This window comes from Caballeronia sordidicola, from assembly GCF_001544455.2.
Taxonomy (GTDB): Bacteria; Pseudomonadota; Gammaproteobacteria; order Burkholderiales; family Burkholderiaceae; genus Caballeronia; species Caballeronia sordidicola.
Map to the genome: position 1 here is coordinate 1 of NZ_FCOC02000010.1, position 23,364 is coordinate 23,364.

General features: G+C 59.7%; 21 protein-coding genes and 1 pseudogene. 8 read left to right on the forward strand and 14 right to left on the reverse strand.

Going from position 1 to position 23,364, the window contains the following annotated elements:
• The 8 genes and pseudogenes from AWB64_RS32290 to norR form a co-directional block, all read right to left on the reverse strand.
• A pseudogene (locus tag AWB64_RS32290) lies at positions 1-146 on the reverse strand (YceI family protein); the annotation flags it as partial.
• 428 nt (positions 147-574) lie between these two features.
• On the reverse strand, positions 575-1,381 hold the full coding sequence (locus tag AWB64_RS16790) for a c-type cytochrome (RefSeq protein WP_060856575.1): 807 nt from the start codon (positions 1,379-1,381) through the stop codon (positions 575-577).
• Positions 1,378-3,006 (reverse strand): b(o/a)3-type cytochrome-c oxidase subunit 1, encoded by a 1,629-nt coding sequence (locus AWB64_RS16795; RefSeq protein ID WP_060856576.1) that lies wholly within the window; start codon positions 3,004-3,006, stop codon positions 1,378-1,380. Before AWB64_RS16795 ends, AWB64_RS16790 begins: the two co-directional genes overlap by 4 nt.
• On the reverse strand, positions 2,996-3,565 hold the full coding sequence (locus AWB64_RS16800) for a cupredoxin domain-containing protein (RefSeq protein WP_060856577.1): 570 nt from the start codon (positions 3,563-3,565) through the stop codon (positions 2,996-2,998). Before AWB64_RS16800 ends, AWB64_RS16795 begins: the two co-directional genes overlap by 11 nt.
• Positions 3,562-3,720, reverse strand: coding sequence for a hypothetical protein (locus AWB64_RS31390; protein WP_099050552.1), 159 nt, complete (start codon positions 3,718-3,720; stop codon positions 3,562-3,564). Before AWB64_RS31390 ends, AWB64_RS16800 begins: the two co-directional genes overlap by 4 nt.
• 7 nt (positions 3,721-3,727) lie before the next feature.
• A complete protein-coding gene (locus tag AWB64_RS16805; RefSeq protein ID WP_082850515.1) occupies positions 3,728-4,942 on the reverse strand; it encodes a c-type cytochrome in 1,215 nt (404 codons plus the stop codon).
• Between the two features lie 36 nt (positions 4,943-4,978).
• Positions 4,979-5,665, reverse strand: a complete 687-nt coding sequence (locus tag AWB64_RS16810; RefSeq protein WP_510183556.1) for a c-type cytochrome — start codon at positions 5,663-5,665, stop codon at positions 4,979-4,981.
• 403 nt (positions 5,666-6,068) lie between these two features.
• Positions 6,069-7,658, reverse strand: coding sequence for a nitric oxide reductase transcriptional regulator NorR (gene norR, locus AWB64_RS16815; protein ID WP_060856579.1), 1,590 nt, complete (start codon positions 7,656-7,658; stop codon positions 6,069-6,071).
• 115 nt (positions 7,659-7,773) lie between these two features.
• Here norR and hmpA point away from each other — a divergent pair, with 115 nt between their 5' ends.
• A complete protein-coding gene (gene hmpA / locus AWB64_RS16820; protein ID WP_060856580.1) occupies positions 7,774-8,955 on the forward strand; it encodes an NO-inducible flavohemoprotein in 1,182 nt (393 codons plus the stop codon).
• Between the two features lie 146 nt (positions 8,956-9,101).
• Here the strand turns inward: hmpA and AWB64_RS16825 are convergent, their stop codons facing one another.
• The 3 genes from AWB64_RS16825 to AWB64_RS16835 all read right to left on the reverse strand — a co-directional run bounded on the left by AWB64_RS16825 (position 9,102) and on the right by AWB64_RS16835 (position 11,604).
• A complete protein-coding gene (locus AWB64_RS16825; RefSeq protein WP_063493227.1) occupies positions 9,102-9,428 on the reverse strand; it encodes a DUF4148 domain-containing protein in 327 nt (108 codons plus the stop codon).
• Between the two features lie 266 nt (positions 9,429-9,694).
• Positions 9,695-11,155 carry a YncE family protein gene (locus AWB64_RS16830; protein WP_060856581.1) on the reverse strand — a complete coding sequence of 487 codons (1,461 nt, stop codon included), beginning with the start codon at positions 11,153-11,155 and terminating at the stop codon, positions 9,695-9,697.
• Complete coding sequence (locus tag AWB64_RS16835; RefSeq protein WP_082850525.1) at positions 11,152-11,604, reverse strand: DUF305 domain-containing protein; 453 nt, start codon at positions 11,602-11,604, stop codon at positions 11,152-11,154. Before AWB64_RS16835 ends, AWB64_RS16830 begins: the two co-directional genes overlap by 4 nt.
• 269 nt (positions 11,605-11,873) lie before the next feature.
• Between AWB64_RS16835 and AWB64_RS16840 the strand changes: the two genes are divergently transcribed.
• From AWB64_RS16840 to AWB64_RS16850, 3 genes are read left to right on the forward strand one after another with little or no spacing between them, the layout of a single operon-like run.
• On the forward strand, positions 11,874-12,329 hold the full coding sequence (locus AWB64_RS16840) for a (2Fe-2S)-binding protein (protein WP_060856583.1): 456 nt from the start codon (positions 11,874-11,876) through the stop codon (positions 12,327-12,329).
• A 1-nt stretch (position 12,330) separates the two neighbouring features.
• Positions 12,331-14,565 carry a xanthine dehydrogenase family protein molybdopterin-binding subunit gene (locus tag AWB64_RS16845; RefSeq protein WP_060856584.1) on the forward strand — a complete coding sequence of 745 codons (2,235 nt, stop codon included), beginning with the start codon at positions 12,331-12,333 and terminating at the stop codon, positions 14,563-14,565.
• A gap of 11 nt (positions 14,566-14,576) precedes the next feature.
• Positions 14,577-15,851, forward strand: a complete 1,275-nt coding sequence (locus tag AWB64_RS16850; RefSeq protein WP_060856585.1) for a c-type cytochrome — start codon at positions 14,577-14,579, stop codon at positions 15,849-15,851.
• Positions 15,852-15,907: 56 nt separating this feature from the next.
• On the opposite strand, the gene msrA is transcribed toward AWB64_RS16850, so the two are convergent.
• Positions 15,908-16,648 carry a peptide-methionine (S)-S-oxide reductase MsrA gene (gene msrA, locus AWB64_RS16855; RefSeq protein WP_060856586.1) on the reverse strand — a complete coding sequence of 247 codons (741 nt, stop codon included), beginning with the start codon at positions 16,646-16,648 and terminating at the stop codon, positions 15,908-15,910.
• Positions 16,649-16,802: 154 nt separating this feature from the next.
• A complete protein-coding gene (locus tag AWB64_RS16860) occupies positions 16,803-18,041 on the reverse strand; it encodes an ArgE/DapE family deacylase (protein WP_060856587.1) in 1,239 nt (412 codons plus the stop codon).
• Between the two features lie 292 nt (positions 18,042-18,333).
• Between AWB64_RS16860 and kynU the strand changes: the two genes are divergently transcribed.
• From kynU to AWB64_RS16880, 4 genes are all read left to right on the forward strand, one after another.
• A complete protein-coding gene (gene kynU / locus AWB64_RS16865; RefSeq protein ID WP_060856588.1) occupies positions 18,334-19,584 on the forward strand; it encodes a kynureninase in 1,251 nt (416 codons plus the stop codon).
• 56 nt (positions 19,585-19,640) lie between these two features.
• Complete coding sequence (kynA, locus tag AWB64_RS16870; protein WP_244164096.1) at positions 19,641-20,510, forward strand: tryptophan 2,3-dioxygenase; 870 nt, start codon at positions 19,641-19,643, stop codon at positions 20,508-20,510.
• A 105-nt stretch (positions 20,511-20,615) separates the two neighbouring features.
• Positions 20,616-21,458 carry a class I SAM-dependent methyltransferase gene (locus AWB64_RS16875; protein WP_099050553.1) on the forward strand — a complete coding sequence of 281 codons (843 nt, stop codon included), beginning with the start codon at positions 20,616-20,618 and terminating at the stop codon, positions 21,456-21,458.
• Between the two features lie 164 nt (positions 21,459-21,622).
• Positions 21,623-22,630: an MBL fold metallo-hydrolase gene (locus tag AWB64_RS16880; protein ID WP_244164097.1), complete on the forward strand. Its 1,008-nt coding sequence runs from the start codon at positions 21,623-21,625 to the stop codon at positions 22,628-22,630.
• A 13-nt stretch (positions 22,631-22,643) separates the two neighbouring features.
• On the opposite strand, the gene AWB64_RS16885 is transcribed toward AWB64_RS16880, so the two are convergent.
• Positions 22,644-23,360, reverse strand: a complete 717-nt coding sequence (locus tag AWB64_RS16885) for a Pr6Pr family membrane protein (protein ID WP_167353922.1) — start codon at positions 23,358-23,360, stop codon at positions 22,644-22,646.
• Positions 23,361-23,364: the final 4 nt, after the last annotated feature.

The window sequence follows — 23,364 nt, forward strand, 5'->3', positions numbered from 1 at the left end:
TTGAACTTGCCATCGACGGGCACGTTCATTTGTTTGGACGTCGCCGTGACGGTGCTTTTGGTTGTATCGACCTGGGCCTGTGCGGCGGTCACGAAAAGCGTGACGGCGGCGCCTGCGAGCAGCCACCGGAAACGGGAAGTATGCATAGCGAGTGAAGATGAAGATATCGTTTCGATACGGCATGGTAGGTGAGCTTGTGCGCGACACATAGCCGCGCCAAGACAACACATTGTCCTGCCGGTGAAACTAATCGCGTGCGAACCAGCGCAAGCGTGAACTTGCCCGAGAGCGCTGGTGGCGAAGCGTGTGGATGTAGGGATACGGAGGGGAAGGGTTTCAGCTGACGGTGGTTATGGCGGCAACGGTTCTTTTGAAGTCCCAAGCAGATGAAACTGCGCGCTTGGGACACTTAAGAATTAGCGGTTGAAAGGCGTTTTCTTTGCTTCTGTTTCTTTTTCGCCGTTGGAAAAAGAAATGAAGTCCCGCCACGGACAGTGGCTAACAGTGCTAAAAAAATCATTAAAAACAAACTGCGAGAAGGCTCAAAAAGCAGGCAACCGAAACCCAACTCTCCCTACGGCTGAACCCCCGCATAAAACCGCGCTGCGGCATCGATCTCCTCGGCGGTCATATTCCTGGCGACATTCCGCATCTGCTCGCTGATATCGTTATGCCGGGTGCCATCGGCAAAAGCCTGCAATTGCCCTTTCGTATAGGCATAAGGCATTCCTTCGAGCCAGGGCGTTCCGGCTTTATGATCGATCCCGCCATGACATGACGCGCAAGAGGCGATATTACGCATGGGCGCGCCATGCGCCACAATATCCGGCATGGAAACAGGCGTCTGCGCATCCGATCGCGAAGCAACTGGCTTAGGCAAATAAGCATAATAAGCGCTTAGATCACGCATTTCCTGATCGCTAAGATTGGCGACCATTGGTGACATGACCGCATTGCGTCGCGCCCCGGACTGAAAGTCAAGCAACTGCTTATAGATCACCGAAGAAAACTGACCAGCGAGATTCGGCGTATTGGCGTCGCTCACGCCCACTGCACCATGACACATCGTGCATCGCAGGGCCAGCGTCGCGCCACGTCCAATGGAAGCGCTGCTCGGTGCGCCAAGCAATTGCGGCGTCATGGCAACAAGACTTGTCTGCGTCAAAGGCACGGGCGTCGCCGCCGAGATGCGCAGCCATTGTTGCGGCACGCCTGCCGCGCTGCAGATCGCATTCCAGACGCCCTGGAACGGCTGATCCTTTTGCGCCGACGGCAACCAGATAAACCCGATGCCGGCAGACAGCAAGACAAGCGCCAGCATGCCGCCTACGGTGACGGTGAACCAGCGATTGCGTAACGAGAAGAGGCGTTCTTCGTTCATCGCTGCGGCCCTCCAATCCGAATTGCGGGCACGGACGTGTCCGAGCGCGACACGAGCGATGCTACCGGATAGCCGTAGTTGAAAAGCGTCAAGCCGATCATCAACGCGAGCCACAAGCCGAAGCTGTTCAATGCGACTGGAATGGTCTTCGATTCATGCACCGCCGCGCTAAAGCGAAACTCTTCCACCACCACACGCGGCCCGCGATGCGCACGAATCAGCACGACGAAAAACATCACCGCCGACACCACCAGGATCAGCCCGCCGATAGTCGATATGATCACCGACATGGCCTGCGCGGCAAGCTCCGGATCGGTGTAATCGAAGAAGGCCATGCGCCGCGGCATGCCGAGAATACCCGTGAAATGCCAGGGAAAAGTCAGCACGATCATGCCGACGAACCACAGCCACAACTGCCAGCGCATCAGCTTGAGTTGAGTCATTGCACGGCCGGTCAGATGCGGCCAGAGATCATAAGCAATCGCAAAGTACATGATGACGATCGCGCCTGCGAAGATCAGATGAAAATGGCCTGTGACCCATTGTGTGTTGTGGACGGTCGAATCAAGCTGGTAGCTCATGTTGATGATGCCGCCCGCGCCGCCAAAACCCAGCATCACGAACGAAAACGCGAGCGCAAGCATCATCGGGTTTTCCCAGGGCAGCGCCTTGAGCCAGCCAAAAGTGCCGCGCCCACCGCGCAAGCGCGCAGCGATCTCCACCGACGCGCAGATGGTGAACACCGTCAACAAGGTCGGCACTGCAACAAGCGCTGTGAACACCGAGTGCATGAACTTGAAGCCGGAGCCCACTTGCGGATCGGCAAAAAGATGGTGAATGCCGATCGGCATGGAAACCACGAGGAACAGGATGAACGAGATGCGCGCCATTGAATCGCTGTAAAGGCGGCCGCCGATTGCACGCGGCATGATCGTGTAATACGCAATGTAGGCCGGCATCAGCCAGAAGTAGACGATGGCGTGCAGCGTCCATGAGAAGAACACACGGGCAAGCCCGGCGTCGATGGTCGTCTTGAAGCCCAATGCCACGGGCAGGATCTGGAACAGGATCTCGATGGCCGCGCCCACGGCGGTCCATCCCCACAAATAAGCGCCCGCAACGCTCGCGAACATGGCGAGTGGCACAGGCACGCCACGATTTTCACGCTTCCACGCGATCAGGTTGACCGACATCAGCGCGACCCAGATCCACGAGCCCACGACCACCAGCACAATGCCGATATAAAAGAACGCGTTGGCGATCATCGGCGGATAGAACGTATAGAGCACGGACGCCAGTCCCATGGCGACCGGGACCATCGCGGTGACAGTGCCAACTGCAACGAGAATGAAACCGGCCCATGCCCAGCGCACGCCGATCAACGTTTTTTTCAGCGAGAGTTCGGTCACCGCGTAGCCGAAACCCATTGCGATCAGCGTGGGAAACACATAGCCCATCGCCGAACCGTGCGCCGTCACGGAGCGGTAATAAAGCTCAGGATTGTGCAGCCAGGGATGCAGCGGACTGCGCACCCACATCTGCCATGCGCCGAGCAGCAACGCGCCGCCGAAGCTGATGAAGCCGAGCCAGAAATGCGCGAGAACGAGTCGCTTGCTATTTAACACAGCTAAGTCTCCGCGAACCGTTAGCGTTTGCCATCTTGAGGAAAGCCGTTTTATCGATGACCTTCACATGCGCCCACATGCCCTGATGCCCGGTGCCGCAGAATTCGTGGCACGGCATCAGATGTTCGGCGGGTTGCGTGAACGTGGTCTTGAAGGTCGAGATATAACCAGGCTCGAGCATTGAATTGATATTGGTATTAGTGATCAGGAAACCATGCACGACATCCGCGCTTGTGGCGCGAAACGTGATGGGAGTATCGGCTGGAATCAGCAGGCATTGCGGCGTGAACGAGTACTGTTGCGCGACGACGCGCACCGTCACGGAGCCATCGGCTTCGACCGCGCTGCCCAGATTGCTCTCGATAAATTCGCCGCTTACATTGAGCGTATCGGGCTGCACGGTTTCCACGCGCGAAGGCGGCATCATTGCCCAATGCAGTCCCGTGAAAACCGTCATGGCGACAAGCACGCACAGGATGATTGCCACGAGCAGCGCCCACTTGCGCTCGATACGCGCGGCGATGTCCGCCGATGCATGCGGCTGGTGTTCATTGCTCATTGGATAACGCCACGCGGCAGGAAGACCAGGAAATAAAACGCGAACCACAAGCCAATGACAATGGCCGTTGCAATGCCGGCAAGCGCAATGGCGCCGTGCGGGCCGTCACGCACGATTTCATCGACGGCGGCATCTTCGTTTTCTGAATCAGTCATGACGTCCTCAATAAAGTGGCGCTGAGCGCAACACGTTGACATCCTTCGCACTCACGGATGTGCCGTGATTTCCCCAGGCTGTGCGTATATAAGTGACCACGGCCGCAACCTCCACATCCGAGAGCGATTGCGCGAAAGGCGGCATACCGTAAGGCATGGGGTTTTTCTTCGTACCGGGCGCATAACCACCATTGAGCACCATGCGGATCGGGTTCACCGACGACGTCATCTGGATGGACTGGTTCGCAGCAAGCGGCGGGAAATGCGGCAGCTTGCCCTGCCCTTGCGCCGCGTGACAGACGGCGCATTGCGCGTCGTAGATCTTCTTGCCGAGCGGCGACATGGTGTTCTTTTCTTCAGCGAGGGCCGGTGTGGGCGGCGTGATCTTTTCACCGGCGCGTGATGGCAGCGTCTTCAGGTACACCGCAACCGAACGAATGTCTTCGTCGGTCAGATACTGGAAGCTATCGTAGACGACTTCCGCCATGGGACCGTACACGGCGCCCCGGTTCGACACACCCGCCTGCAGCAAATCGGCAATATCTTCGATACTCCAGTCGCCAAGCCCTGCTTCCTTATTCGATGTCAGGGACGGGGCATACCAGTTCTGGATCGGGATCAGGCCGCCTTCGAATCGCCTCGAGGCCGAGTTGCCACCCAATGCGTTGATCGCGGTATGGCACATCGTGCAATGACCCAGACCTTCGACCAGATACGCGCCACGGTTCCATTCAACGGACTGCGTGGAATCAGGCTGGTATTCCCCGGCACGGAAATACAGGGTGCGCCAGCCGTACAGCAGGGAGCGCTGGTTGAATGGAAACCGCAACTCATGCGCGCGGTTGGCCTGCTGGATGGGCGGCGTGGACTGGAGATACGCAAAGATCGCATCGGAATCGGCGCGCGTGACCTTGGTATATGACGCGAACGGCATGGCGGGATAAAGCAGCTCGCCGTTGCGCGACTTGCCAGTGTGCATCATGGTGTAGAACTCGTCCGAGGTCCACTTGCCGATACCGCTTTCCTTATCCGACGAAATGTTTGGCGTATAGAGCGTGCCGAATGGTGTTTCCATCGGCCGGCCGCCGCCAAAGAGTTTGCCGGCGGGTACGGTATGACACGCAACGCAATCGCCCGCGCGCGCAAGATATTCGCCGCGTGCGACGACTGACGGGTCTGCGGCTTGCGCAGCCGACACGACAACGAACATGCAAAGAAGCATCAGGGCCCGGAAACTGAACACGTCGATTTCCTCGCCTTATGGGTTGGGGACGGTGCCGCAAGCAAGCGGCATCTTGAGCGAACCGGCTGCAACCGGCACAGGGTTAGCGGGCGCCGGCAACGACGCCAGATAGGCTGCTATGGCCGTGATGTCGCGCTCGGCCAGTTTGGTGGTTATGTCATGCATGCAATCGGGCGCAAGCGTTTTACGGGTACCGTAGCGCCACGCGCCCAACTGCGCGCTGATGTAGTCGGCATGCAAACCGAGCAGGCCGGGAATAGCGGGCTCCATGCCGGTAAGCGCCGCACCGTGGCAAGCGGCGCATGCGGGAATCTTGCGCGACGGGGCACCGTTATTCACGAGCGACTTGCCAAGCGCCAGCGTTGCCGGGTCGGCGGTGACGGGTGCAAGCACAGGAAATGGCGGCCGCTCGCCGGCAAAATGTTCAGCGATCTGACGTAGATAGGCGTCGGGCAGATAAGCCAATAAATAATTCATTGGCGGGTATTGCCGGCGGCCGTCTCTAAAGGCGAGCAACTGGTTGTAGAGATAACCTGCGGGTTTGCCCGAGAGCCGCGGATAATAATCGTTGCTGGTGCCTTCACCTTGTGCGCCGTGACACGCGGCGCACGCCAGGACACGTGCCTGCATGGTGTCTGGCGCCTTTTCAGCGGGCGGCTCGCCGGCGGCGAATGCACCGACGCTTGAAACTGCGAGCAGCACTAGTGTGATGACGACGCTGCGAATGCCCACCGTTGTGTCCTCTATCGGGTTTTTGTATCTGTAGTCATGTGCTACAGCGAATTCTTATACGACGTACTGTGCTGGCAGTTGGACTTGATTTTGCCAGCCGCGGCGTGCGGCTTGATCGAAGCTTAAAGCACTTAAGCCATTTTGCCGAGCGCCAACATCCACATGACCTGGCGAATTATTAATCAATTGAGTAATGATTCAAAAGCTCGAAACGAAGAGCTTTGACGTTCAATGATCGAGATCAATAAATAACGGAAATTTCATTTCACGTACGCAGTTCCTTAAATCAATTCTTTAGCGAAAACCCAATGGGGCAAGCGCGGGGAACCGCTAGGCACCCGTGGCTTAAGCGATATAGGTATGAGCAAAATCTTTATTTCAACCCTAAGCGCCTGGCGAGCCGGTTAAGGTTGGCCCGATCCAGTTGCAGTTCGCGCGCAGTCGACGCCCAGTTCTGGTTGTTGCGCACAAGCGCATCCTGCAGCACGGCACGTTCAAACGATATGACAGCGCTGCGGAAATCGGCTGCGGCGGCTTCTGGCCTGGTGGCACCGGCAGTAGCACTTTCGTTCCGGGCATCGTCCAGTCCAAGATGGGCGGCGGTCAGTGTAAGAATACGGGGATGCTCGGCTTGCGCCGCGAGCGCTTTCAACGCACTGCGGCCAATCAGATGTTCAAGCTCACGCACATTGCCGGGCCATGCGTAGTCCAGCAATGCAGTTTGGGCGTCGCTTGCAAGACGCAGACTCGACAACCCCAGCCGCGAGCGGTTTTCTTCAAGGAAGCTCCCGGCGAGCATCAATACGTCGCGTCCGCGCTCGCGCAATGGCGGCACCCGCAGCGGATACACGCTAAGCCGATGATAAAAATCCGCTCTAAGCCGCCCTGCCTTTACTTCTTCCACGAGATCGCGGTTGGTTGCCGCGATCACGCGGACATCGACGGAATGATCGCGATCGGAACCTATGCGCTGAAGCTGGCCATTCTGCAGGACGCGCAATAGCTTTGCCTGCACGCCAAGCGAAAGTTCGCCGACTTCATCGAGGAAGAGCGTCCCGCCATGAGCAAGCTCGAACTTGCCGCGCCGATCCGCCAACGCACCCGAAAATGCACCCCGTACATGACCAAACAATTCGCTTTCTACCAGCGTGTCGGGCAAAGCCGCGCAATTCAGGCTGATCAGGGGTTTGTTCGCGCGCGGCGACGCCGCGTGAATCGCGTTGGCGACAAGCTCCTTGCCAACGCCCGTCTCCCCGGTGATCAACACGGTCAGGTCGCTCCCGGCAACAATTCCGATCTCCTGCATCATGCGCTTATGCGCCTTGCTGTTGCCAATCATCGTGCGGCGGTTTTGTCCGTGAGCTTGCCTGTACGCTTCAGCGTGCCGGCTTTCCTCCTCACCGGTGCGAGCCAGCGTATCGATGCGTTCCACCACGCTGACAGTGGCCGCGGCGAGGCTCAGGAACGCACTGAGCGACGCCATGTCGATGCCGTCGAAACGCGCCGGATCGAGTGCGTCGAGCGTGAGCAATCCCCACGGCCGTCCGTTGATGACGAGCGGACATCCAAGGCAATCGTGCACTTCGAGATGGCCCGATACCGCCTGGACGAGGCCGTCGTAGGGATCAGGAAGATCGGAGTCCGCAGCAAAGCGCGTCGGCTCGGGATTGGCAAGCAGTTGCACGAAACGCGGGTGATCCGCTACACGAAAGCGCCGCCCGAGCGTATCCACGCTCAACCCTTCAATAGCCAGCGGCACCAGCGTATCGCCTTCCAGCCGCAGCAACGCGGCAGCGTCGGCGGGGAATAACGTACGCATGGTGTGCAGCAGGCGCCGGTAACGCTGCGCGTCGGCGAGATCGCGCGACAAATCCTGCATGAGCGGCACTAGGGCATCAAGCAAAAGGCCTGGAGTCAATTTGACTTCGGTATGAGTCTTTTTGACCAGAGTCGATTTAACCATTCCAATTCATAACCCATTGATTCAAATAGGATGAAAGTGTGGCACGAATCGTGGATAAAAAGGTACAGCAACCGCTTAACTCCGCGCAACTCAACCCACGACAAGGAATTCCAACATGCTTTCCGCAGAACACCGTGCCATCGTCAAGGCAACCGTTCCTCTTCTCGAAAGCGGCGGCGAGGCGCTGACCACGCATTTCTATGAGCTATTGATGACTGAGCACCCCGAGGTGCGCCCCTATTTCAACCAGGCCCATCAGGCGAGCGGCGCTCAACCGCGTGCGCTCGCCAACGGCGTGCTCATGTACGCAAAGCACATCGATCAGCTCGATCAATTGGGCGGTCTGGTTTCGCAGATCGTGAACAAGCACGTCGCGCTCAATATCCTGCCCGAGCACTACCCGCTCGTTGGCGCATGCCTGCTCCGGTCCATTCGCGAAGTGCTCGGCGCGGAGGTCGCCACGGACGCCGTGATCGAAGCATGGGCCGCCGCTTACGGGCAACTTGCCGACCTGCTGATCGGCCTCGAGGAATCGATGTACGCCGAACGCGAAAACGCACCGGGCGGCTGGCGCGGAACGCGGTTATTCCGGGTCGCGCGCAAGGTCGTGGAGAGCGACGAGATCACGTCGTTCTATTTGCGCCCGGATGACGGCGGGGAATTGCTCGCCTTCCACCCGGGGCAATATATTGGCGTTCGGCTAGTGCTCGACGGCGAAGAACTCCGCCGTAATTATTCGCTATCGGCGGCGGCAAACGGGCGTGAATACCGCATCAGCGTAAAGCGCGAGGCCAACGGACGAGTGTCGAATCATCTGCATGCCAATCTCAAGGAGAACGACAGCATTGAACTGCTGGCGCCAGCGGGTGACTTCAAACTCGAACCCGGCGACAAACCGCTCGTGCTGATCACGGGCGGCGTTGGCATCACGCCTGCGCTTGCCATGCTCGAAGCAGCACTAAGCACCGAACGGCACGTGTATTTCATTCATGCAACGCGCCATGGCGGTGTCCACGCATTTCGCGATTTTGTCGATGCACAGGCGGAAAAACATCCGCAATTAAAGCGCTTCTATTGTTATTCCGAGTCACGTGCAGACGATGCGCCAGCACATGGCACGGGTTATCTGGATGAAGCGCGCCTCGCGAAATGGTTGCCGCAAACGCGCGATGTCGACGCTTATTTTCTAGGTCCGCTGCCATTCATGAAAGCGATGAAGCGGACCTTGAAGGCGCTCGGTGTGCCCGAAACGCAGACTCGTCATGAATTTTTTGGCCCGGCGGCGGCGCTCGAATGAGCGTGCCTGCATGTCATACCGGGTCTTGTGCTCGCTAGCCGCTTGATGCTCGCTCGGCTCTCGCTTGAGGGGATGTGATCGGCGCTCCAGCCTATCCGCATCCGCTCAAGCGAGCGCCCTTTCGTTGTTCCTGAATATGTTGCCGCTTACGAACCTGCATAGATATTGCAGAAACTAACGGGGCCGACACACGTATCATGACCTTGCGTTCCGCCCATTGGCATACGCGGTGCGCTCACGCTCGAACCCGAAGCCACGCCGCCATACGCAGCGGAATTTTGCTGGCGCTTGGCGAACTGGTTTTGAAATGCGGGGCTGATATCCGGATACGATGAATCAGTGACGTACTCCGAACCATTTTGCTGCGCTTCCACGAGTTGCTGACGCACTTCGGCGCGGGTGAGGCCTTGTGCAAATGCGCTCGATGAGACGAGGACAGCGGCGGACAAGGCAAACAGGGCAAGCTTCTTCATTTTTCGACTCCAGTTGATTGAGAGATTCCAACGTGAATTCATGCGGTTGGTACAAGGGCTAACCCCTCTCTCACTGTTTTTATTCCTGGAATTTTCGAAAATATCATGAGTTTGTCTTATGCACGTCACGCGCTTTCGTCGTGCTGACGAGCCGCTTGAATTTCGCGCGGAATTGCTAGCATCGGAAATATATAAGGACTCGCAAAAAAGCCGCCGGAGGGTTTATCCTCCAGCGGCTTAGGACACGCGTGACCTGGCAGAAGTTGTTATAGCGCCTGCACTTGCACCGGCGCTCCCGGCATGCCCGACACTTGCGGAGCGATCACCAGGTAGCGCCGTTTATCCACGGATGCATTGGCGCCCGGCGCGACCACCTGCCTGATCTGGCCAATCGCGTTGACGATAGCGGACCCCGCGGGATTGGTCATGAACCTGGCCAGCGACTCTATCTTGCCGCTGCCGTCGGGGTTATCGGAGAGTCCGAGTACGTAGGGGGATTTCGGCGTGAGACCGGTTGCGGACGCCTGCAGCACCTGCAGCAATCCCTGGTCAAACAGCGCGACGCTGGTAGGCGCGCTACCATTCGTATTGCTGCCGCCCACTGCGACCATGCTCAGGTGTGCCGTCTCGCCCGCAAGCCCGAGCGGCTGCGTGTTTTGCGTGCCATCGCCTTCAGGCACTGCATTCGGCACATAGGTGACCGCTTGCGGCGCCTGCCCGATCGGAACCGTTGCAATGACCTTGTTGGTCAGCGTATCGATTGCCGTGATCGCGTCGGCGTTTTCCAGACCTACATACACACGCGTGCCGTCGCCCGACGGCCAGATGCCATGCGGCAAGTTGCCAACGTCAATGGTGGCGACCTGCGAGAAGTCATCGGTGCGGAACACCTTCACCTGATTCAATCCGCCGACAGTGACATATGCAAACGTGCCGTGAGCGTTATGCACGATGTTCACGTGATTGGTGATGGGACCCGTGTCGATCACCTTGAGCGTAGCGAACGGCGGGCGCGCATCGAAGACCTGCGTCTTGCCGGTGTCCTTGAGCGTGAACCACACCTGCTTGCCATCGGGCGTGGCCGCGATGTTCGGACAGAACGGGCTCGTCTGCGTGACCTTCCCGACAATCGTGTGATCCGCAACCGACACTACGTCGACCTCCGGATTGAACGATGAACACACGTAGCCGTACTTGCCATCGGGCGAGAAAATCTGCATGCCCGGACCTGCGGGCGTCACAATGCGAGTCTTTTCCTCGTAGGTGTGTCCGTCTAGCACAGACACATAGTTTTCACCGCGCACGGTGACCCAGACTTCATTGCCATCCGGCGTGAAGAACGCTTCGTGCGGCGCGCGCCCGACGTAGGTCACATGCTTGACCGCGTTGGTCTGGGTATCGATGAAAGAAACCGAATTCGAACCGATCGAGACCACCGCAATCGTCTTGTGATCGGGTGAGAAACCCATGCCGTGCACCAGCACCTGTCCCTTGTATAAAGGGCTGAAATTGCCCGGCGACGGATCACCGAGACGAATCACGCCAACGAGTTTGTTATCGGCCGGGTCTGTTACCGAAACCGTGTTGGAAAACTGCTCGGCGGCGTAGACGCGGTCGTGATGACTGATCGCCACGTCGGGCGCCGATGCAAGACCGGGCGCCTGACCTGCAAACGCAAGCGATGAAACCGCGGACAGCACTGCGGAAAATAAATAAACTCGTTTCATTTCGACTCCTGTTTCATGCGCATGGACGACATGGGCATGCTCATTGTTTTGGTTGAAGATGCTTCGGGAGGAACTGCATGGGGTGAGGCTGGTGAAGACGGTGGTTGCGCCTGATCCGGGGCCGGCGCCGAAGGCGGCAACGGCTGACCGAGCGCGAGCCGCATCGCGATGATTTCCTGCTGTTGTTCAACGACGATTTCCTGCGCGATGCGTCTTAACTGCTCGTTGTGTCCATAGCGCAATTCGGCCTGGGCCATGTCGATGGCGCCCTGATGATGGGGAAGCATCATGCCCACGAAGTCATGGTCGACATCGCCGCTCGGCTTGATCGACATGGCGTCCATCATGCGCGTCATGGCGTCGTCGTTCTCCGCAAGGAACGGAGCTTCAGGGCCTGCATTCGAAGGGCCGGCCGCATGCGCGAGCGAGACACCCATGCCTAGCGACATCACAACAACAGGAAAGACCGCGGCAGTAACAAAGCGGGCACGCGAGGCAGTAAGGAAAATGGAAGGCATGGCATGCACCTCGTGAAGGACTTGAAAGGACGGCAATGCCAGCGCTAACCACTCCACCCCATGCTTTATTCCAGAATATTTTCTTTAAACGATCGGCGCGGAACGCCTGGCGATGAATTCAGCGGAATTCGCCGGAATCTTGTATAAGAATCTGCGGTTGAGGCAAACCAAAAATATCCCCACGACAACTGGAGTTGCAGATGACGACCCTTTCCATAAACGGCGAATCGCACACGGTCGACGCCCCGCCCGACATGCCCTTGCTTTGGGTGCTCCGCGACCTGGTGGGCCTCACAGGCACCAAATTCGGCTGCGGCATAGCGCAGTGCGGCGCGTGCACCGTCCACCTCGACGGCGTCGCCGTACGATCCTGCGTACTGCCAGTCGCAGCCGTCGGGGCCCGCAAGGTGACGACCATCGAAGCGGTCAGCGCCACGCCCGCCGGCAAGAAAGTGCAGGACGCCTGGGTCGCGCTGGACGTCGTGCAGTGCGGTTACTGTCAGTCGGGTCAGGTGATGTCGGCGGCCTCGCTCATTGCCTCGAATCCCAATCCCTCCGACGCGGATATCGACGCCGCCATGGCCGGCAACATCTGCCGCTGCGGCACCTACAACCGCATTCGCGCCGCGGTCAAGCACGCCGCCAAGGGGGCGTGACATGTCGCGAGGACTGCTCGAAGCACAAAATCGCCGCGCGCCCGATGGCGTGAGCCGGCGTACATTCCTGAAGCTAGGTGTGTCGGTAGGCGCTGCAATAGGCGGCGGCCTGATGCTCGGCTTCAGCGTGCCCGCTGCGAGCCAGGGCGAAGCGCCCAAGGGCAAATCCGTGATTGGCGGCGACGCCAGCGAGACGCCGCAAAGCGGCGTGTTCCAACCCAACGCGTTCATCCAGATCGATGCCAGCGGCAAGGTGACCCTGGTGATTCCCAAGGTGGAAATGGGCCAGGGCATCTACACATCCATCCCCATGCTGATCGCGGAAGAACTCGAGGTGCCGCTGGACAGCGTCGTGATCGATCACGCGCCGCCTGACGAAAAACTCTTCACGGACCCGTTGCTCGGTGGCCAGCTAACCGGCGGCTCGACGTCCATTCGCTACGCATGGGAACCCATGCGCCGCGCCGGTGCAACGGCGCGCGTGCTGCTGATCTCCGCTGCAGCACAACAATGGCAGGTCGATCCGGCGACGTGTCACGCCGAACGCGGCGAAGTGGTGCACGCCGCGACCAGCCGGCGAATCGGCTACGGACAACTGACCGACGCCGCTTCGAAGCTTCCCGCGCCGGAAAAAATAACGCTCAAGGATCCTAAGGATTTCAAGCTGATCGGCACGGCGTACAAGCGCCTCGATTCGCCGGAAAAAGTCGATGGCACGGCAGTGTTCGGTCTCGATGTCCGGCTGCCCGGCATGGTGTATGCCGCGATCGTGAACAGCCCGGTGTTCGGCGGCACGCTGGTTTCGGTCGACGACACCAGTGCAAAGAAGATTCCGGGCGTGCGTCAGGTGATTCGTTTCGACAACGGCGTGGCCGTGGTCGGCGATCACACGTGGGCCGCCAAACGCGGCGCGGCGGCGCTCGACCTGAAGTGGAACGAGGGCCGCAGCGCCGATTTTTCGACGGCGAAGGTCGTTCAGCAACTCGCAGATGCATCGAAGCGCGAGGGAGCGGTCGCCCGCAAGGACGGCGATACGAAGAAAGGCTTCAACGACGCCAAGACGCGCGTCGACGCCATATATCAGCAGCCCTTTCTTGCACACGCCACCATGGAGCCGGTGAACTGCACGGTCTCGGTGCGCGCCGACGGTTGCGACATCTGGGTCGGTACGCAAGTGCCCACGCGCGCCGTCGATACAGCCATGAAGATCACCGGCCTTCCCGCCGACAAGATCACGGTGCACAACCATCTGCTCGGCGGCGGTTTTGGCCGGCGTCTGGAGACTGACTTCATCGCGCAGGCCCTGAAGATCGGCAAGCAAGTCGGCACGCCCGTGAAGGTCACGTACACGCGCGAAGAGGACGTGCAGCACGACATGTATCGCCCGTATTACTACGACGTCATTTCTGCCGGACTCGACGCCAATGGAAAACCGGTCGCGTGGCAGCACCGGATTGTCGGGTCATCGGTCATGGCGCGCTTTGCGCCGCCCGCTTTCAAGAACGGGCTCGATCCGGACGCGGTCGAAGTCTCGGCGCAACTGCCCTACGATTTGCCGAACCAGTTCATCGACTACGTTCGCCAGGAGCCAATGGACATTCCCACCGCGTTCTGGCGCGGCGTGGGTCCAACGCGCGGCACCTTTGTGGTGGAAAGTTTCATCGACGAACTTGCGGCCCAGGCCAAGATCGATCCGGTTAAGTATCGCCATGACCTGCTCGGCAAGACGCCGCGTGCGCAGAACGTGCTCGACGTTGCTGCCCAGAAAGCCGGCTGGGGCAACACGCCGCCGAAGGGCCAGGGACGCGGGGTATCGGTCATGCACGCGTTTGGAAGCTTCTTCGGCATGGTGGTGGACGTCACCGTGAACGGCGACGGCGAGGTCGCCGTCAACCGCGTGGTGTGCGCAGTCGATTGCGGCATGGTCGTGAATCCGAATACCGTTGAAGCACAGATTCAGGGCGGCATTATTTTCGGCATCACGGCGGCGCTCTATAGCGAGATCACAATCAAGGACGGTCGCGTCGAGCAAGCCAATTTCACCGACTACCGCATGCTGCGCATCGACCAGACACCGCCAATCGAGGTGCATATAGTCAAGAGCAGCGAGGCGCCCGGCGGGATCGGCGAACCGGGCACGGCAGCGCTCGCGCCCGCGCTGACCAACGCGATCTACGCCGCTACCGGCAAACGTCTGCGGCAATTGCCCGTGGGCCGTCAACTGCTGAGCGCGTGAGGAAACCCATAATGATCAAACAACTTGTTTCCGCGATCGCTCTCACGCTTGGCGTCCCGCTGCTTTCACTGGCCGCCGCGCCCGCCGACGACGCGCTTGTAGCCCGTGGCGCATATCTCGCGAAAGCCGGCGATTGCGTGGCGTGTCATTCCGCGCCCAAGGGCAAGCCGTTCGCGGGCGGCCTGCCCATGAACACGCCCATGGGCAGGATCTACACCACCAACATCACGCCGGACCCGGAGACGGGAATCGGCAAATGGACCGAGGAGGATTTTGAAAAGGCGGTGCGCCAGGGGGTGTCGAAGGACGGACACAACCTGTATCCGGCCATGCCCTACCCGTCCTATGCCAAGGTCCGCGACGACGACGTGAAGGCGTTGTACGCGTACTTCATGAAGGGCGTGGCGCCGGTGAACCAGGCGAATCGTCCATCGGATATTCCGTTTCCGCTGAACATGCGCTGGCCGCTCAAATTCTGGAACATGGTGTTCCTCGATAAAGGCGTCTACCACGACAAGGACGGCCATGACGTGGCGTGGAACCGCGGCGCGTACCTGATTCAGGGACTCGGCCATTGCAGTTCGTGCCATACGCCTCGCGGCATTGCATTCCAGGAGAAGGCGCTCGATGAAAGCGGCAGTGCATGGCTTACGGGCGGCGTGCTCGACGGCTGGTTTGCGTCGAACCTGACTGGCGAGCAGAACGTCGGACTGGGACGCTGGTCCGACGCCGATCTCACCCAGTTCCTGAAGACCGGAGCGAACGCGCACGCAACGGCGTTCGGGTCCATGACCGACGTGATCAACCACAGCACGCAAGGCATGAACGATCAGGATATTGCGGCCATGTCGGCGTATCTGAAGTCGTTGCCGCCAGCGGGCGGCACGCACGCGCCGGCTTATGCGTACGATCCGAAAGCAACCACGGCATTGCTCGCCCATCCCGCCAACGACGCCGGCGCGAAAGTCTACACCGCGTATTGCATGCATTGCCACGGCGTGGATGGCAAGGCGTTCGCCCCGCTGCTCGCGCCGCTTGCGGGCAATCCGAACCTGCTCGAGAAAGATGCTTCGTCGTTGATCAACGTCACGTTGAACGGCACGCAGGATCTCGTGATCCAGGGCATTCCGGCAGCTTACCCGATGCCGAAATACGCGCCGGTGCTAAGCGATCAGCAAATCGCCGATGTCCTGACGTTCATTCGCGCCGGCTGGAACAATGGCGCGCCGGCGGTTGCGCCAAGCGATGTTGCGAAGCTGCGAAAGTCGACGCAAGCCGCACAGTAGCCGATGAAAAAACGGCGGCGGACTTTCAGATCCGCCGCCGCTTTCTATTTTTTTAATTACTCCGATGCCACTTTCAACAACACCGGCTGATCCCTGTAAAACGCCGGGTACAGACGCTTGAGGTTTTCGACCTTGGGCAGGTCGTTGATCGCAATATATGGCGCATCCGGATGCAGCGTCAGGTAATTCTGGTGATACGACTCCGCCGGATAAAAGCCCTTGAGCGCGTCCGTCCTGGTGACAATAGGCGCTGGAAACACATGCGCCTTATCCAGTTGCGCGATATAGCTTTGCGCCACGCGCTTTTGCATGTCGTTGGCCGGAAAGATTGCCGACCGGTATTGCGTGCCGCTATCCGGACCCTGCCGGTTCAACTGGGTCGGATCGTGCGCGACCGAAAAATAGATCCGCAGCAATTGCCCGTAAGTCACCTTGGTTGGATCGTAGGTGATCTGCACCGACTCGGCGTGACCGGTCTGCCCGCCGCTCACGGTGTCGTATTGCGCGGTATTGGCCTGGCCGCCCGCATACCCCGAGACGACTTTCGTCACACCATTGACGTGCTGGAACACGCCCTGCACGCCCCAGAAACAGCCGCCTGCCAGCACGGCAGTTTCCTGATGCGTGGCGCCGACGGGTTCATCGACCACGGGCGGCGCCAGCATGACCGCGGCTTCGGAAGAATGCGCGACGTGCATCGACAGAAACAGGACGGTCGCGCCCAGACTGATTGCACTTAGCAGGCCGACGCCGCGCGAGCGGACAACGCCCAGGGTTTTTTGCTTAGGGACATGCATGATGAGCCTCCGGGTTTCGGAACGCCTTGCGTGCAGCGCAAGCCGCGGGCAAGGCTCCTTTCGGCTTATGTTAGCGCGCCCGGCGAAGCTTGGACGATTGATGACAAAGATGTCATCGAGTGGTCAGAGAAAGGTCCGTAAATCCCGGCGCCAGTCAGGCTGGACTCAGCAGATCGGCAAGCGCTATTGCGATGATTTGAGTCGCCACCTTCAGGTCTTCGAGCGCCACCCGTTCGTCCGCCCGATGTCCGTTCGCCTCGAGCAGCGTGCGCGGCCCCGCGCCATAAATGACGGTCGGGACGCCCGCTTCGCAGTACAGGCGGGCGTCGGTATAGAGCGGCACGCCTTCGGTCGGAATGTCGCGCTGCAGCGTAACCCTCGCTGCGCGCTGCAACGCTTGCGACAGGCGGTCGGCTCCATCGAGCGAACGCAGCGGAGAAGTGACAAGCACTTCCTCGATATCCACGCTGATTCCCGGCAAACCCTCGACCGCAGCCACGATCAACGCCTTGAGCCGATGTAATACATGCTGAGGATTTTCCTCGGGCACCACCCGGCGATCGAGCCGCAACGCGACCTTGTCGGGCACCACATTGGTATTGATGCCGCCCTTGATCAGGCCGACAACCAGCGTGGGATGATCGATGCCCGGCGTATTCGAATGAATATCACGCAACGCAGCGCGATGTGCATACAGCGCATTGAGCACCGCGGATGCGGCTTCCAGCGCGTCATGACCGGTTTCGGGCCGTGCCGCGTGAGCCGACTTGCCGCGCACGGTGACTTCGAGGTGGATTGCGCCGTTGTGCGCGGTCGTGATCGCGTACGAAAAACCGGCGCATATTGCGTAGTCCGGCTTGACGATACCTTCCCTCAGCAGCCAGCCGGGTCCTATCAGACCACCGGTTTCCTCGTCGTACGTGAAATGCAGTTCGACCGTACCCGCGAGCACCGCGCCGCTATCGATCAAGGCTTTCAGCGCAAACGCATAAGTGGCGAAGTCCGACTTCGATACCGCCGCGCCCCGGCCATACATGAAGCCATCGCGGATTTCCGCGCCGTAGGGCTCCGCGCTCCAGCCATCGCCGGGCGGGACCACATCGCCATGCGCATTCAGCGCAATGACCGGCCCAGCGCCAAAGCGATGACGAATCACCAGGTTCGTTGCACTGATCATGCCGGCGCGGTGAACGTCTTCAGTGGAAACCGCGTGCCGCTCGACATCAAAGCCCATTTGTTCAAGCCATTTTGCAGCCATTTCGGCGTGCTCCGCGCAGTCGCCGGGTGGATTGTCCGAAGGCTTTTGCACAAGCGCGCGAAGGAACGCGATCTCCTGGTCGAACTGGCTGTCGACGTGGGCTAACAAGGTTGCAGCTAGGGTGTCTTGTGTCATGTGCTTGAATCTGGCGTGGGTGTGGAGGCTTGCGGCATGTGTCGTCGAGGCTCGTTCGTTTGAGCAAATCCGATGGCCAATCGAGCCGTAAGCTTAGCGGACTCGAAGCGCGGCCAGCTAAGCCAGGCCGAATTCCTCGCATAACGGAACGCTTCAAACTTCTCTTTGATCAATGCCGCTTTGATCGCACATTATTGCAAAGCCCGGCAGCAATCGCGTTTCTTTTGCAATCAATTAACGACCATTCTCGGCTAAGCTTTTACCTTCATCAATAGCGTCAATGAGCACTTCAATGAACCACCGAGACAATGCCGCGGCGCTCGACCGCGACGACCCGCTAGGCCCTTTGCGCGAACAGTTTGCGCTGAACGACGGCGTCATCTATCTGGACGGTAATTCGCTTGGCGTGCCGCCTAAAGCGGCGGCATCGCGCGCGGCAGCAATCATTGCGGGCGAATGGGGCGACGGGCTGATCCGCTCGTGGAATACGGCAGGTTGGTTCGCCTGGCCCAAGCGTCTCGGCAATAAGCTCGCCCCGTTGATTGGCGCGGCGGAAGACGAAGTGGTCGTCACCGACACCATTTCAATCAACCTTTTCAAGGTGTTGTCCGCCGCGTTGCGAGTGGCGAACGAGCGCGATCCCAAGCGTCGCGTGATTGTTTCGGAACGCTCGAATTTTCCCACGGACCTCTACATTGCACAGGGTTTGATCGAACAACTGGATCGCGGTTATGAACTGCGCCTGGTCGATCACGCGTCGGAACTCACGGGCGCTATCGATGAAAACACCGCGCTCGGCATGATCACGCATGTGAACTATCGCACTGGCGCAATGCACGACATGGCGGCGCTCACGCGCATCATTCACGAGAAAGGCGCGCTTGCCGTCTGGGATCTCGCGCATTCGGCAGGCGCTGTTCCGGTCGACCTCAACGGCGCGAACGCGGATTATGCCGTTGGGTGTACGTATAAATACCTGAACGGCGGACCGGGGTCGCCCGCTTTTATCTGGGTGCCAAAGCACCTTCAAGGGGCGTTCTCGCAACCGCTTTCCGGCTGGTGGGGCCACAAGAAACCGTTCGACATGGTTCCCGAATATCGCCCGGACGACGGCATCGGCCGCTTTCTATGCGGCACCCAGCCCATCATTTCCATGGGACTGGTCGAATGCGGCCTCGACGTTTTCGGGCAGACCAGCGTGGCGGCGCTGCGACGAAAGTCGCTTGCGCTGAGCGATCTTTTTATCGATCTTGTCGAGACGCGATGCCGCGAATTCCCCTTGCAACTCGTCACGCCGCGAGCGCATACCGAACGCGGATCGCAGGCGAGCTTCGAGCATCCGCACGGTTATGAAGTCATGCAGGCGCTGATTGCGCGAAACGTGATTGGCGACTATCGCGAGCCGCGCATCCTGCGTTTCGGCTTCACGCCGCTCTATACGCGCTACGTAGACGTCTGGGACGCAGTGGAGATCCTTCGCGACGTGCTTGAAACCGAAGCGTGGCGGGCACCCGAATACGCCGAACGCGGCGCGGTAACCTGAGCCCGGGAGCACGCGCGATGACTCGACCAGACGACAAGCAATCCGGTACGTGCCCGATGAGCCAGGGCGCATCCGCCGACGCAAACTCAAACGCAAACGCAAACCCGCAAGGCTGGCACGACGCCCAACTCGACTTCGCGCATTCCATGAGTTACGGCGACTACCTGTCGCTCGGAACGCTGCTTTCGGCGCAACATCCGTTGTCGCCGGATCACAACGAGATGTTGTTCATCGTGCAGCATCAGACAAGCGAACTGTGGATGAAGCTCGCGCTCTACGAACTGAACGCGGCGCTTGCCGCGGTGCATCGCGACGAACTGCCGCCCGCCTTCAAGATGCTCGCGCGCGTATCGCGAATACTCGATCAGCTTGTGCAGGCGTGGAGCGTGCTCGCGACCATGACGCCTTCCGAATATACCGCCATGCGGCCGTATCTTGGGGCATCGTCCGGGTTCCAGTCGCATCAGTACCGGCAGATCGAGTTCCTGCTGGGCAACAAGAATGCGCAGATGCTCAAGGCCCATGCGCATCGGCCGGATGTGTTCGCCGAAGTAAAGGCGACGCTCGAAGCGCCCTCTTTCTACGATGAAGTCATCCGCCTGCTCGCGCGCCGTGGTTTTCCGATTGCGCGGGAAAGGCTTCAACGCGACTGGACGCAGCCCACCCAACCCGACGCGAGCGTGGAAGCCGCATGGCTCGACATTTATCGAAATCCGGGCGAGCACTGGGATCTGTACGAGATGGCGGAAGAACTGGTTGATCTCGAAGATTCATTTCGGCAATGGCGCTTTCGCCACGTGACCACGGTGGAACGCATCATAGGTTTCAAGCAAGGCACCGGTGGTACGAACGGCGCGCCTTATTTGCGCAAGATGCTTGACGTGGTGCTGTTTCCTGAGCTTTGGCATGTCAGGACGGTGCTCTAGCGTCAGCCGGCGTGCGGGTTGCGGGTTTGGGATATTCGGGGGGGCGGCGCGCGCCGGTTCGCCAGCGCGCAGCGCGTTGCGCGACTTTCCCCGATAATGACCCGCATGAAAACACTCCTCCCGACCTTTCACGCGCGGCGCCTGCTGCTCGCGCTGCCCGCGGCACTGCTGCTGGTGTCCTGCGCGACGCCTGACGCGCCAGCATCCACTTCCCTCGATACCGCCATCGCCGCGCCCTATCGAGGCCAGAAAGCACAGGCTCGCGATGTCTACCGGCATCCAAAGCAAACGCTGGAATTCTTCGGCGTCGCGCCAACGCAAAGCGTGCTGGAGATCGCTCCGGGCGGCGGCTGGTACACGGACATCCTGGGCCCCTATTTAAAGGACCACGGGACCTTGTACGAGGCTGAATACGTTGGCGTGCCCGGCTCGCTGCCGGAAGCCGAAGCCCGCAGCAACGCTGCATTCGAGCAGAAGCTCGCAGCGAACCCGGCGATCTACGGCCACGTCCCTTTCGGCACGTTGCAGTCCGGGCAGTTCACCGGCTTGCCTGCGGGGCTGCAAGTGGATAGCGTGCTGACCTTCCGCAATATCCATAACTGGATAGAAGACGGTCAGATCGACGCCAACCTGCGGGCGTTTTATTCGGTGCTCAAACCCGGCGGCGTGCTTGGCGTGGAAGAACATCGCGCGAAGCCGGGAACGCCGTTGCAACAGATGATCGATACAGGCTACCTCACCGAAGCCTATGTGATCCAGCACGCGCAAGCCGCCGGTTTCAGGCTCGCGGCGAGCAGCGCGATCAACGACAATCCGCGCGATACAAAGGATTATCCCAACGGTGTCTGGTCATTGCCGCCGACGTATCGCGGCGGCGACGTGGATCGCGCGCGCTTTGCGGCTATTGGCGAATCGGATCGCATGACCCTGCGCTTCGTCAAGCCTTGAAGCTGCCAACGTCACGCCGGACCGGAAGGCCCATGCAAAAGCCCGATGCCGTCACAAGACTGACGCCTGCCCGCTTGCGGCAGGCGTTGCTGACGCTCGCCACGATCTTTCTCATTGCGGCCTGTACAACCAAGACCCAGTCCGCTGAACCTCAAGGTGCAGGCATGGCCCATCACACGGCTGACGGTTATCAAAACAATTACTCGCCGCTGCCGCGTGCGTCGCTTCTGAAATGGCAATGGGAGCGCTTGATCAATGGCTTGCCGAAGCCGCCGGCCAATGGCTATCACTTCCCGGTGGATCATCCGGATATTGCATGGATCAGGGCGAATCGGACCGAGACCACGCTGACGTGGATCGGTCACGCAACCGCGTTGTTGCAAATGAATGGTGTGAACATCGTCACCGACCCAATGTTCTCAAAGCGTGCCTCGCCGTTCCAGTTCATCGGGCCCGAACGCAAGGTTCCGCCCGGAATTGCGCTTGCCGACCTGCCGCATGTCGATATCGTCCTGATCTCGCATAACCATTACGATCACCTGGACACCGCGAGCGTAGAGCAGTTGAACAAGCAGGCTGGCGGTCCGCCGCTCTTTCTCGTGCCGATGGGCATCAAGTCATGGATGCACGACAAGGGCATCGACAACGTGCAGGAACTCGACTGGTGGAACGAGACGCACGCAAGTGGCCTGGATGTGTTTTTCGTTCCCAGCCGCCACTGGTCCGCGCGCGGTCTCGGGGACCGGGCGAAGACGCTTTGGGGCGGCTGGGTCGTCAAGACGCCGGCGGGCAACGCACATCCGTTCTCTTTCTATTTTGCAGGCGACACCGGCTATTCCCCGGACTTCAAGGACATCGGCAATCGCTTCGGCGGTTTTGATCTATCGCTGATTCCGATTGGCGCGTACGCGCCCGAGTGGTTCATGCGCCCGCAGCACGTCAATCCTTTTGAAGCCGTGCAGATCCATCGGGACGTACATTCGAAGAAATCGATAGGCATTCACTGGGGCACCTTCGAGCTAGCCGATGATCCGCTCGACGAAGCGCCGCGGCTGTTGAAGCAGGCGGTCACGGAAGCGGGCTTGCCGGAGGATGCGTTTGTAGTCTTGCATCATGGACAGATGATCAAGCTTGGCGATGACGCAAATACCGGAAAAACATCGGCCAGATAAACCGCACCCCAGCCTAATGCGCGCGCCTGTGATTGAGCGCAATGAACACGGCCATCAGGATCAGGAATGCGAGCACCAGCAAGGTCGCATTGAGCAACACATGCGGATAGCCAAGCTCGCCTACATCGATAAACGGATAAGGATAAAAATCCGACGTGCTGCCGCGCCACAACGTGACGCAAAGATAACCGAGCGGATAGATCAGCCAGAGCAGCGTCTTGTGCAAGGTCAGGTGAAAGCGCGGCACGAATAGCACCCAGTAAAACGCGGATAAAACCGGCACCACGGTATGCAGGCACTCGTTCAACACAGCCCGATAACCCGAAGGTGTCCATAGGTATCGAAGCAGGAGGTTGTAAGCGAGCCCCACGAACACGATATAAACCACGACCGCCGTGACGACCGGAGGCTTGCGGAAAAAACGTCCGATGGGCGAACCCGCTCTCGCCGCCACGCAGGAAAAGCAGAGGGCAACCGCGAAGATCGTGAGGTTGGTCAGATAGCTGCTCAAGCGTTCGATGCCATCGAATACGCTCAGGCCGCGTGCAAGCATGCGGTGGACGGTGATGTCGGTTTGCGCGGCAAGCGCCAGCCACGCGATGGTCGCTATGCAGGCCGCTAGAAGCAAGGACGCCGTACTCGGCGTATGCAATGGCAACTCGTGCTCCGCTGGCTGCTGATGTGGCAGATCGGGCGGCGAGGATGTTTGCGAGGGAGTGAGCTTCGACATGCCA